Below are 12563 nucleotides of genomic sequence, written 5' to 3' on the forward strand. Positions count from 1 at the left end.
TATTCTACTACTTTTTTGTTAAAAAATAAAGAATTATAGAATCATAGAATCTTTATGTTCTCATGCCTAAACAGAACTTTAAGGCTTATATAAGACGCTCTTCCAAAACAAAGTTGATAGGTAGAGTAGCTAAAAATCGTTCCAATTGTTTTTCCCAGTAATACCATTCATGGGCACCTGGACTATGACTATAGGTCACATTAAAACCTAGATTTTTGAGATTTTTAACTGCTAGATTATTAGCAGAATAAAGATAATCTTGTTCGCCACACCAAATCCATAGTTTTGTCTTCTTATCAGACTTTTCAGCTAGGCTTTCCAGTGAATATGGACTACTCTCCCAATTTTTAATCTCACCAAAAATACCTTGCCAATATGTCCGATTCCCTATATCTTGACTTTCTGGAGAAAACTCCTGAAAACTAAGGGCACCAGAAAAACTAGCTGCATAGGAGAAACGGTTAGTTGACAGAGCTAATTTGAAGGAACCATAACCGCCCATAGATAGTCCAGCAATAAAAGTCTTTTCACGTTTACTAGTCATGTTAGGGAAAAAGCGCTTCATGACTTTAGGTAACTCTTCTGATAAGGCAGTATAGTAGTTAAATCCATATTGGGTGTCGGTATACCATCCATTACTAGTATTAGGCATAACAACAATAAGATTAGTACCACGTAGCAAACGCTCAACATTGGTACGTTTGAGCCAACTATTATGGTTTCCAGACATCCCATGTAAGAGATAGAGGACAGGAATATCTGTGCAATCCGGGTCTGTTACCCTAGAGCCATCAGGGTACAGAACATTGACTCCCCATTCCATATCCAAAACTTCTGAGTAGTACTCAATCTTCATTACTGCCATTATTTTCTCCTTTTAGGTTTAAGATAAGAAAAAGCCGAAATTCGACTTTTTCTAGATCTTTATTTAACTATTATTTTGCTTCCATAACTACTGGTAAGATTGCTGGACGACGCTTAGTTTGATCAAAGAGGAACTTGGACAAACTGTCTCGAACTTTACCTTTGAGTTCTGACCACTCAAATTCTTCACCTTGTAGATAGTCTTCAACTGTTTGGTTAATCAGCTCTGAACTCTCACGCAAGATGTCACGACTCTTCTTGAGATAAACAAATCCACGTGTGTGCACTCGTGCCTTGGCAATGATTTTCTTCTCACGACGGTTAACTGTAATCGCAACGATAAAAATCCCATCCTCCGACAAGACCTTACGGTCACGAAGAACAACATTTCCGACATCTCCAATAGCATTTCCATCAATCAGAATATCTCCCGCAGTGATAGCACCTGACGGAACAAAGTCACCATGTTCATAGGACATAGTACTTCCTTTTTTGGGAATGAAAATATGCTCTGGCAACATGCCAACTGCCATTGCTGCTCTAGCGTGAGCATCCAATTCACGATACTCTCCTTGAATAGGGAAGAGATATTGTGGTCTCAAAAGATTGATCATCAACTGTAAATCACGAGCATTTCCATGCCCTGATACACGTAGGCTTGATGTAATGAGTCGAACAATACCACCTGCTTGGTAAATCATGTTTTCTACACGAGCCATAACAGCTTCTTTAGCAATTGATGGCGTTGTAACGATGTACACTAAATCACCATCCTTGATTTCCACATAGCGGTGGCGCCCAATAGACATCTTACGAAGTCCATTAATCGGCTCTCCCATACGTCCTGTCTCAAGAATAATCAATTCATGATCTTCAAAACGGGACATATCTTTTGGTTTAATCAATAAACTTTCATTAGCAAGCGATAACTTTTTCAAACGGATAGCTGTTCGCACAATGTTTTCAATATCAAAACCAGTTAAAACAACGCGACGACCTGTCTCAGCAGCCGCATCAAAAACTTGTTGGATACGGGAAAGGTTACTCGCTACCGCAGCTACGATAATACGACCATCCCAATCAGCAATTGTTTGGGTGATTTCATCACCTACTTCACTTTCGCTTGCTACTTGAATATTACTGTCCGCATTAGCAGAGTCACTTAGAAGTGCCAAGACTCCCTCACGACCAATTTCCGCCAAACGGCCAAAATCTGTTGCATAAGACTCACTGGCTGTTTGGTCAAACTTAAAGTCACCAGTATATACAATATTTCCTTCTGAAGTTTTTAAAACGACACCCAAACTCTCAGGAATAGAGTGAGTAGTACGGAAGAAGGAAACCTCTGTCCCACCGAAGTCAATTTCAGTATTCTCATCAATGACGTGGAAATCATCAAACTTCTTGACACTGTCATTACTCTTGACAAACAGTTTAGCTAGTTCAATAGTCAACTCCGAACCGAAAACCGGAACCTTAGCTTCTGTCAATAAATAAGGTAGAGCACCAATCGCATCCGCATGTCCGTGCGTTAAAAAGACACCTGCAATTCGGTCACTATTTTCAAATAAATATTCCATATTTGGAATAACAACGTCAACTCCAAGCTGCTCGTTTTCAGGATATTTTAAACCTGCATCCAAAACAAAGATTGAGTTGTTAATCTCCGCAATATACATATTTTTCCCGTTTTCACGGACACCACCTAAAGTTGTTAATTTAATATTGGTCATTTTTCCTCCGAGGTATTACAATAACTAGTTTGTAGAGTTTTAAAAGCTCTCTTATTCTGAAAGTATCTTCTACTTTCTACCGAATTATGTCCTTTCATTATACCATTTTTTTACCGATTTTCAAAATGAAGATTTTATTTCAACCAGAGATTCTTGACCACTAAAAATTGAATTGATTTTTATATCTTTAAGTACTCTATCAAACATAATTGAACGATTGAATTCTCAAACGATCAAAGCTTCTGTCCATTATAGAGTCTTAAAACATTCAGTAATCTCTTACTTGTTCTATACTCAGCATAAGGAATTGCCAAAAAAGAAAAAGATTTAGAAATTCTAAATCTTTTTTAGTCATTTTTAGTTTGGGTAGATATAAGTGACTCTACCTAAAAATTCATTGGGATTAAAGTAGCCACGATAATTAGCAATTTGTTTTTGACGCTTGTAGTTCGCTTCCAATACCTGGATAGAATTTTCGCTTTGTACATCTGTTACATAAGCAACATGGCCATATTCACCACCGTCCCAAACGGCAATCGCTCCTGCTACTGGAACATTCCCTATTCTATAGCCTTGAGCACTTGCGTAGATTGCCCAAGTATTAGCATTACCCCACCAGTTGCTAGCCCAAGGCGCCATTTCTTTCACACCCCATGTACACTGACCAATAGGGTAAGAGTTCCCATAGTCTGTCGGAGTATTTTCGACAACACCTTCTACATCTGACACATCATCTGCAGCGCTAGTTGCCTCATAAGCTGGTGCATTATATGAAAGACTACCTTGAGATAAACCGCTCACTTCCAGAATATCACCTGGGTGGATAGTATCAAAAATGGTTTTCCCATTGTTAGCGGCCAACACATAAGGATCCATACCATGTGCAGTAGCAATAGCAAAAAATGAATCCCCATTTTGGACAACGTAAGAGTCTGCACTAACAGTTTGGGCACCAACTGTCGCCAAAATGGCAGTAGATGTCAAACCAAGAGTCAGTTTAGCAACTGTTTTTTTCATAATGAATTTCTCCCTTTTTAATAATTCCTATTTGTTTTTGTTGTTTATTTTTTGTTGTTTATAAGGAAATCATACCTAATTTACATGTCAGATATTTTAGAGTTATATTTTAGTCATATTACAAATAATTATATTTTTAATACATGAAATTTAAGGGGGATAAGGAAGGTTAAAAAAGCTGAGATTGTTCATCTCAGCTTCCTTTCTTCTACTTTTCCATTAAAAAATTATAAATTTCCTGCACCGTACCTAGTGCCATCATCTCCTGGTCTTTAACAGTTTGTTTTAGTTGTTGATAAATATGACTTTCTGAAATGTCCCTCTTTGGAGCTTCTTTATTCACTTTCATCACACCATTCTCAATCGTGACAAATCCAAGCTCTTCAAAAATCTGAATCATCTTAACTAATAAGATTTGCTCAATTTTGAGATAGGCTGCTAAATCTTTTAATTTATAGCGAATATCGAATTCTGGGAACTGATAGATTGTTTTATAGAGTTTGGCGAATTGCTCTCTTGTGCCATAGCCCGTCAAATAGTAGGGCTTATCGATATCATTTTTAAAGTAAATAGCTGAGAAATCATACTGCTGGAAAATGTCTTTAAGAATAGTGATATTCTCTGGAAGATTCTTGACCACAACCGCTGGACTTGAAGAAAGATCAGGCAATCCTCCTGTAAAATCCAGTACAGGTACTCCCTCTGGTAGGGGCGCGCTTTTACTACGAATATTAAAGAGCTGAACTCCATCCACACGGGCATCTACCATCATCAACTGGAGGGTTGTTTGCCCATTCCATTGGTTAACAGAAAGGGTAACTGCCAATTCCAGTTGTTTTACCTGAGAAAATTCTGTAGCCTTTGATCCTTGACCAAAAGCTACTACCTCAAAACTCGCGGTCCCTTTGGAAATCTTCAATTTCAAATGACTATCGCTCGCTCCCATAGAACGAGCATTTTCAACTTGAAAATCTCGAATATAAAAAACAGGTTTTTGGTTATCCATTCCAAAAGGAGCTAACCGCTCAAAGCTTTTAACCGTATCTAAACTCAGGTTTTCCAAATCCAGTTCTTCGTCTAAATATAATGTACTCTTACCCTTGGCATCTATTCCTTTATCTTTTACATAGGTTTCTAAAATTTCTGACAAGGCATCTAACTGTTCATCCTTGAGCGTCATACCTGCGGCGCCTGCATGACCACCAAAGGCGATGAAAAGTTCACGATGCGGATCCAAGGCTTCAAAGATATCGACGGCTTCAATACTCCGTGCACTTCCCTTGGCACGACCATCTTCAATATTCAGAACAATAACTGTCTGCCCTAATTCTTCCAACAAGCGACCAGCTACAATTCCAAGCACTCCTGGGTTCCAACCTTCCTTGGCTAAAATTTGAACACTTTTGTTAGGATCTACCAAGCTTTTAGCTTCTTCATAGATGGCTTGAACGATTTCCTTACGTTCTTCATTTTTATCTTGAATCATGAGGGCAATCTCATGCACCTCTTCATCATCAAAACCAGTCAGTAAATCAATGGCTGGATTGGGATCATCCAAGCGTCCTAGGGCATTTAATCGAGGCGCTAACTGAAAACCAACCGTTTCTTCTGTAATATCACCGCTAGAAATCCCTGCTATTTCAAATAACTCTTGGAGCCCAATTCGTTGGGTATTGCGCAAAACTTCTAGACCATACTGAACCATGATCCGATTTTCATCTGTCAGACTGACCATATCAGCAATCGTCCCAATAGCAACCAAATCAAGCAACTCAACCTGTACTTCCTCCAAGAGGGCACAAGCTAGTTTAAAAGCCACTCCACAACCCGCTAAATGTTTAAAAGGATAATCTGCTTCTGAGTGTTCAGGATGGACTATTGCATAAGCATCTGGTAAAACCTCTGGCATGGAGTGGTGGTCTGTTACAACGACATCCACACCCATAGATTGAGCTAAGTCAATAGCCTCATGGCCTACAACTCCATTATCTACGGTTACAATCAAGGATATCCCTTGTTGCTCAATGAAGTACTTGTAGACACTGGCATTCGGACCATAACCATCTGTAAAACGATTTGGAAGATAGACTAAGCACTCGGCTCCTAATTGTTCGAATGTTTCTTTAAGGATAGAAGCTGATGTCATCCCATCTGCATCGTAATCTCCATAAACGAGAATCAATTCACCCTGCTCAATAGCACGACGAATACGATTTACTGCCTTGTCCATATCGTGGAGAAGATAGGGATCATGCAGATCATCTAGAGTTGGTGCCAAAAAACGAGACAAATCATCTTCATCCTTAATCCCACGGCTAAATAATAAACGAGCAGCTTCAGGCCCTAGCCCAGCTTTCTTGGCGATTTTTGTAAAATCCGCATCCTCAACTTGAGGTGCAAATTGCCAATTATAAGTCGGAATAATCAAAATTCATCCACTCTTTCTTACGATTCTATCGTTTTATTATAACATGATTTTTAGTTTTTCTCCTCTTTATTTCCTTAACTCTTTCAATCAAAATCCCCAAAAATTCCTGTTCTCATCAAGGTTAAAAAAGAAGCTAAACACCAGTCGATAACTCTATCCCTTTCCAACAAGACGTAGCCAAAATTTTAAAACATCTTCTCTTTATGCTACACTATTGATATGGAACATCATTTTAATCATCGAGCAGAATCTTTCGATTCTCCCAAAAATCAATTTCTAGCAGACCTTGTAAATGCAGAGATAAATCAACAAGTCTCTGAGCTATCTACCAAATCAATCCTGGATTTTGGAGGAGGAACTGGACTTATCGCTCTTCCTCTAGCCAAACAAGCCAAGTCAGTGACCTTGGTTGACATCGCAGAAAAAATGCTGGAGCAAGCTCGTATCAAGGTTAAAAACCAAAAACTTGAAAATCTACACTTGATTCAACAAGACTTAGTGCTTAAGCCATTAGAGCAAACATTCGATCTCATTATCGTTAGTCGTGTTCTTCATCACATGCCTCATCTTGATTCTAGTCTAGCTATGTTCAAGGAACATTTGACTCTCGGAGGACAACTATTTATCGCTGATTATACCGTACCAGATGGAGAAAACCATGGTTTTATTATTTCGGAATTTGAAGAGACTCTTACAAATCATGGCTTCTCAGATATTCGGACCCAAATACTTTATAGTTCCGACCATCTTTTCCTTGATAAACCTTCTCAACTATTTCTCACATCGGCGATAAGATAATCACTTCTTAGAATAAGCATTGAAATAATTTTACTTCATTTTTTCTTCAGTTATCAAGCTTTTCTGTCTACTTCTTTCCAACTATTTCTATTATAAAAACTCTCCTTAAAAAATTAAGGAGAGTTTCTTGTTGCCATAAAACAAGCGCTCAGGAAAACGCTTGCATGATTTTTCACCCCGTGTTATACTAATTTTAAAATAAATTTATAGGAGACTATTGATGAAGAACATATTCCCTCAACACGAGAAAAAAATGGTTTATAGTATCCGTTCTTTGAAAAACGGAACAGGATCAGTCCTTATCGGAGCGAGCTTTATCCTACTAGCTATTGCAACTCCTCAGGTTGCTGCAGATGAGAATCTATCAAGCACTAGAGAAAATGTAAACGCTGTTACTGTTGGCCCTACAGATACAGACTCTATGCCAGCTCCAATTCCTGTTTCTGGCCAAAACAATGAAAACGATTCCCTTAAAACTGAAGAAAAGGCTAAAGAATCTGAAGTAGCTTTAACTACTGAAAGTGCTAAAGCTGAGGGTGCTACAACCAATCCTTCTAGCGATCAAGTAGAAAAGAAGGACGAGCAAGCCACAACTTCAGAGGATAAAAAAACTGAAGTAGCTGCAAGTCCAGTTTCAGATGAAAAAACAAAAGTAGAAACTAATTCTGAAACTCCAATCGCAGACAACTACTTCCGTATCCATGTAAAAAAACTCCCAGAAGAAACTAAGGATTCTCAAGGACTTTGGACCTGGGACGATGTCGAAAAACCATCTGAAAATTGGCCAAATGGAGCCCAGTCCTTCAAAGATGCCAAACAAGACGACTATGGCTATTACCTGGATGTCAAACTCAAAAACGAACAAGCCAAGAAAGTCAGCTTCCTCATCAATAATAGCAAAGGTGATAACCTTACTGGAGACCGTTCGGTAGAGCGCCTCTCTCCAAAGATGAATGAAGCCTGGCTAGATGAAAGCTACAAAGTATACAACTATCAACCTCAACCAGCTGGAACTGTTCGTGTCAACTATTTCCGCACCGATGGAAATTACGATAAAAAATCCCTCTGGTACTGGGGCGATGTCAAGAATCCAAGTAGTGGAGAATGGCCTGACGGTACAGACTTTACCGCAACTGGAAAATATGGCCGTTACATTGATATCCCACTCAATGAAGCTGCTAGAGAATTTGGATTTTTATTACTAGACGAAAGCAAGAAAGGCGATGATGTGAAAATCAGAAAAGAAGATTATAAATTCACTGATCTAAAAAATCACAGTCAGATTTTCCTCAAAGATGATGACGAAACCATCTACACCAACCCCTACTATGTGCACGATATCCGCATGACTGGTGCCCAACACGTGGCTAAATCTCGTATCGAAAGTAGTTTCTCTACACTAGTTGGAGCCAAGAAAGACGATATCCTCAAACACTCCGGCATCACTGATTATCAAGGGAATAAAGTAGCTATCACAGACGTGGTAGTGGATGAAGCTGGAAAGAAAGTGACCTATATCGGTGACTTTTCTGACACTCAAAACCCTTACACTGTCAGCTATAATTCAGATCGCTTTACAACTCGTTCTAGCTGGCGTCTCAAAGACGAGACTTATAGTTATGATGGCCCACTCGGTGCAAATCTTAAAGAAGATGGCAAGCGTGTTGATCTCACCCTCTGGTCTCCAAGTGCTGATAAAGTTTCCGTTGTCGTCTACGACAAGAAGGACCCTGAAAAAGTTGTTGGAACCGTCGCCCTTGAAAAGGGAGAAAAAGGAACTTGGAACCAAACCCTGGATGAGAATTCAGGACTTGGTATCAGCAACTACACTGGCTACTACTACCACTACCAAATCGAACGCCAAGGTAAAACTGTCCTCGTTCTTGACCCTTATGCCAAATCACTGGCAGCTTGGAATAGCGATCTAGCAAAAACAGACCCTGCCCATAAAGTAGCTAAAGCTGCCTTTGTAGACCCATCAAAACTAGGCCCACAAGACTTGACTTATGGTAAGATTCGCAACTTCAAATCACGTGAGGATGCTGTCATCTACGAGGCACATGTTCGCGACTTCACTTCAGATCCTGCCATCGCAAAAGATTTGACTAAACCATTTGGTACCTTTGAAGCCTTTATCGAAAAACTAGACTACCTCAAAGACCTAGGGGTTACTCATATCCAGCTCCTCCCAGTCTTATCTTACTACTATGTCAATGAATTGAAGAATCAAGAACGCTTATCTGCCTATGCTTCAAGTAACAGTAACTACAACTGGGGTTATGACCCTCAAAACTACTTCTCATTAACTGGTATGTACTCAAGTGATCCTAAGGACCCAGAAAAACGTATAGCAGAATTTAAAAACCTCATCAACGAGATCCATAAACGTGGCATGGGTGCTATCTTAGACGTAGTATACAACCATACTGCCAACGTCGATATCTTTGAAGATCTTGAGCCAAACTACTATCACTTCATGGATGCTGATGGTTCGCCACGTACTAGCTTTGGTGGTGGTCGTTTAGGAACAACCCATTATATGTCTAAACGTGTCTTGGTAGATTCTATCAAATATCTGGTTGACACCTACAAAGTGGATGGTTTCCGTTTCGATATGATGGGAGATCATGATGCAGCTTCGATTGAAGAAGCATACAAGGCTGCACGCGCCCTCAATCCAAACCTTATCATGTTAGGTGAAGGCTGGAGAACCTACACTGGTGATGAAAATACACCTGTACAACCTGCTGACCAAGATTGGATGAAGAAAACAGATACTGTCGCTGTCTTTTCAGATGACATCCGCAACAACCTCAAGTCTGGCTATCCAAACGAAGGGCAGCCTGCCTTTATCACAGGTGGAAAACGCGATATCAATACCATCTTTAAAAATCTCATTGCTCAACCAACCAACTTTGAAGCAGACAGTCCTGGAGATGTTATCCAGTATATCGCAGCCCATGATAACTTGACTCTATTTGACATCATCGCCCAATCTATCAAAAAAGACCCAAGCAAGGCTGAAAACCATGCTGAAATACATCGTCGTTTACGACTTGGAAACCTCATGGTCTTGACTTCTCAAGGAACTCCGTTTATCCACTCTGGTCAGGAGTATGGACGTACTAAACAATTCCTGGATCCAGCCTACAAAACTCCTGTTTCAGAGGATAAGGTTCCAAACAAATCTCACTTGTTGCGTGATAAGGACGGCAATCCATTTGTCTATCCATACTTCATCCATGACTCTTATGACTCTAGCGATGCTGTCAACAAGTTTGACTGGACCAAGGCAACAGATAAAAAAGCATATCCTGAAAATGTTAAGAGTCGCGACTACATGAAAGGACTGATTGCTCTTCGTCAATCTACAGATGCCTTCCGACTCAAGAGTCTACAAGATATCAAGGAGCGTGTCCGCCTCATTACTGTCCCAGGACAAAATGGTGTTGAAAAAGAAGACGTGGTCATCGGCTACCAAATTACTGCTCCAAATGGGGATATCTACGCAGTCTTTGTCAATGCTGATGATAAAGAACGTGAATTCACTCTAGGAACAGACTTTGCTCACTTGAGAAATGCTCAAGTCCTTGCAGATGAAAACCAAGCTGGAACAGTTGGAATCGCCAACCCTCAAGGGCTTAAATGGACAGAAAATGGTTTGAAGTTAAATGCCCTTACAGCTACTGTTTTGCACATCACTAAAGAGTCTCCAATACTTCCTTCAACTGAAGAAAAACCAGAGCTTAACCTTTCCAACCGAAAGAAAGACATCTATTTTACTACTCCTACAGGCGTGGAAAAGAAAACAGAACTTAACCTTCAGAACCATATGAAAGAACAAAATCAAAATCAAAATCAAAATCAAAATCAAAATCAAAATCAAAATCAAAGTCAAGGTCAAGCTCAAAATCAACCAACAACATCTGAAACTAAAGATATTGTAGTTCAAGACATGATAGCCCAAGACACTTCAACTCACAATTCTTCACAAAATGTCCTGCCAAATACAGGTACTGAAAAACAATCTACCCTTGTTCTTGCAGGAATTGGTCTCCTCACTCTCCTAGGACTTGGAAGTTTCCTAAAGAAAAAAGAGGAAAAATAGAACCGTCTACTTCAATACCTTTAGAGCTAAATTAATAAAAAAAGCAAGAACTTTTTAATTCTTGCTTTTTTTCATTAGAAAACCAAAATAGGGACTTTTATTATCATAGTATTCCCTTATAGGATAAAAGAAGAGGACCTTAGGTCCGCTTAACTTTAGATCCTTGCTTCTGCATCTGCCACCACTCGAGCCAGACTAGTTTGGCTTAATTCTTCTTCCATAGCTTCTTGAATTTTATCTAACTTTTCATCTAAAACTCCATGGATGTTAGCTCCTACTGGACAGTCAGGATTAGGATTATCATGGAAACTAAAGAGTTGTCCTTTCTTCCCTAAACACTCAACTGCTTGGTAAACATCTAAAAGACTGATGTCCTCTAGGTCTTTGATAATCTCCGCTCCACCAGTTCCACGCGTGACTGAGATTAACTCTGCCTTTTTGAGTTGGGATAAGGTTTTTCGAATAATAACAGGGTTAACTCCTACACTTGCTGCTAGAAAATCACTAGTCACCTTACTTTCTTTTCCTCTCAAAGCTATGATAATCAACATATGGGTTGCAATGGTAAATCGACTTGAAATTTGCATGTTCTATCCTCCTATTGAGCTGATATTCTTTATTTATTATAGCCCATCTAGTTGTAATGTCAATAGTTACTACTAAGCCAATCATCAAGCTCTGCATCATGTCCCTGATCTTGAGCAATCTCATGCAAAAACTCTTGATTATGGGTATGGTGGATTCCATTAACTAAACTTTCATAATAGACTTGATAATAGGGTAAATTCAAATCCTTTGCCAACTGTAGTTCTTTCTCAACATCGTATTCCACACGTCTAAAGTCCACATCTTTCAAACCTTGTTCATCAAAGTCTAAAATCATGTATTGGGCACGCAGATCCTTTCGGAGCTTGTCTGATAAAAAGAAGGGCTGTCCAATTGAGCCTGGATTTAAGATGAGTTGACCTCCACTTGCATAGCGCAGAAACTGTTGGTGAATATGACCGTATACAGCTATATCACAGTCTGGATTGACTACTAAACGATCAAAGTCTTCTTGCTTACCCAGATGAATCAACTCGCGCCCCCAGTTTTTATCCGGCAAATGGTGGCTAATTCCAACAGTCAAATTTCCATATTGACGATGAGTTTGCAAAGGGTATTCCTGTAAAGCCTCAATCTCCTCTACACTAACTTCCTCCATGATATACTGACACTGGCGTAAAAGATAACGCAGACTTGGTTTAGTTTCATCTAATTTTCGATGACAAGCCCGCCATAGACTATGTTCCCAATTTCCCAAGACCTGAGCAGTAATCGGTAATGTTGATAATAGCTCTAGAATGTTTTTTCGACCTGTACCAGGCATGAGAATATCTCCTAATAGCCAGTACTCATCGACTTCTAGTCGTCGAGCATCGTCTAAGACTGCTTTTAGAGCTGTTGTATTTCCATGGATGTCCGAAAGTACCGCAATTTTTGTCATGATTTTTCCTCTTATTTTTCTCTGATTTCATTATACCAAACCCCTTTTTAAAATCAAAAACCACGTCTTTTCCTATTGTTTTTTACTTTACTTTTTTAGTGAAAAGGGTTACAATAAAGGTGATAAAAC

General features: G+C 39.4%; 8 protein-coding genes. 2 read left to right on the forward strand and 6 right to left on the reverse strand.

Annotation, left to right across the window (positions count from 1 at the left end; genetic code table 11):
* Positions 1 to 85: 85 nt before the first annotated feature.
* The 4 genes from FN031_RS05780 to recJ form a co-directional block, all read right to left on the reverse strand.
* On the reverse strand, positions 86 to 865 hold the full coding sequence (locus FN031_RS05780) for an alpha/beta hydrolase (protein WP_142558418.1): 780 nt from the start codon (positions 863 to 865) through the stop codon (positions 86 to 88).
* A gap of 70 nt (positions 866 to 935) precedes the next feature.
* The gene (locus tag FN031_RS05785; protein WP_142558420.1) at positions 936 to 2597 is read right to left on the reverse strand and encodes a ribonuclease J; all 1662 of its coding nucleotides are present in this window, start codon (positions 2595 to 2597) and stop codon (positions 936 to 938) included.
* Between the two features lie 357 nt (positions 2598 to 2954).
* Positions 2955 to 3614 carry a COG3942 and LysM peptidoglycan-binding domain-containing protein gene (locus FN031_RS05790; RefSeq protein ID WP_142558422.1) on the reverse strand — a complete coding sequence of 220 codons (660 nt, stop codon included), beginning with the start codon at positions 3612 to 3614 and terminating at the stop codon, positions 2955 to 2957.
* Between the two features lie 208 nt (positions 3615 to 3822).
* Positions 3823 to 6042, reverse strand: coding sequence for a single-stranded-DNA-specific exonuclease RecJ (gene recJ / locus FN031_RS05795; protein WP_142558424.1), 2220 nt, complete (start codon positions 6040 to 6042; stop codon positions 3823 to 3825).
* A 219-nt stretch (positions 6043 to 6261) separates the two neighbouring features.
* Here recJ and FN031_RS05800 point away from each other — a divergent pair, with 219 nt between their 5' ends.
* Complete coding sequence (locus tag FN031_RS05800; RefSeq protein WP_142558426.1) at positions 6262 to 6840, forward strand: class I SAM-dependent DNA methyltransferase; 579 nt, start codon at positions 6262 to 6264, stop codon at positions 6838 to 6840.
* Positions 6841 to 7060: 220 nt separating this feature from the next.
* Positions 7061 to 10948 carry a pullulanase gene (locus FN031_RS05805; protein WP_142558428.1) on the forward strand — a complete coding sequence of 1296 codons (3888 nt, stop codon included), beginning with the start codon at positions 7061 to 7063 and terminating at the stop codon, positions 10946 to 10948.
* A 155-nt stretch (positions 10949 to 11103) separates the two neighbouring features.
* Here the strand turns inward: FN031_RS05805 and FN031_RS05810 are convergent, their stop codons facing one another.
* Positions 11104 to 11535 (reverse strand): Rrf2 family transcriptional regulator, encoded by a 432-nt coding sequence (locus FN031_RS05810; RefSeq protein WP_142558430.1) that lies wholly within the window; start codon positions 11533 to 11535, stop codon positions 11104 to 11106.
* 59 nt (positions 11536 to 11594) lie between these two features.
* Complete coding sequence (locus FN031_RS05815) at positions 11595 to 12434, reverse strand: metallophosphoesterase family protein (RefSeq protein ID WP_142558432.1); 840 nt, start codon at positions 12432 to 12434, stop codon at positions 11595 to 11597.
* Positions 12435 to 12563 lie beyond the last annotated feature (129 nt).

Source organism: Streptococcus mitis, assembly GCF_902159415.1.
In the GTDB taxonomy this organism is placed as follows: Bacteria; Bacillota; Bacilli; order Lactobacillales; family Streptococcaceae; genus Streptococcus; species Streptococcus mitis_BG.

Bases quoted from the DNA above. Each gene is read 5' to 3' on its own strand.
- FN031_RS05780 (WP_142558418.1), bottom strand. From the start codon at position 865: ATGGCAGTAATGAAGATTGAGTACTACTCAGAAGTTTTGGATATGGAA.
- FN031_RS05785 (WP_142558420.1), bottom strand. From the start codon at position 2,597: ATGACCAATATTAAATTAACAACTTTAGGTGGTGTCCGTGAAAACGGG.
- FN031_RS05815 (WP_142558432.1), bottom strand. From the start codon at position 12,434: ATGACAAAAATTGCGGTACTTTCGGACATCCATGGAAATACAACAGCT.
- FN031_RS05800 (WP_142558426.1), top strand. From the start codon at position 6,262: ATGGAACATCATTTTAATCATCGAGCAGAATCTTTCGATTCTCCCAAA.
- FN031_RS05790 (WP_142558422.1), bottom strand. From the start codon at position 3,614: ATGAAAAAAACAGTTGCTAAACTGACTCTTGGTTTGACATCTACTGCC.
- FN031_RS05805 (WP_142558428.1), top strand. From the start codon at position 7,061: ATGAAGAACATATTCCCTCAACACGAGAAAAAAATGGTTTATAGTATC.
- FN031_RS05810 (WP_142558430.1), bottom strand. From the start codon at position 11,535: ATGCAAATTTCAAGTCGATTTACCATTGCAACCCATATGTTGATTATC.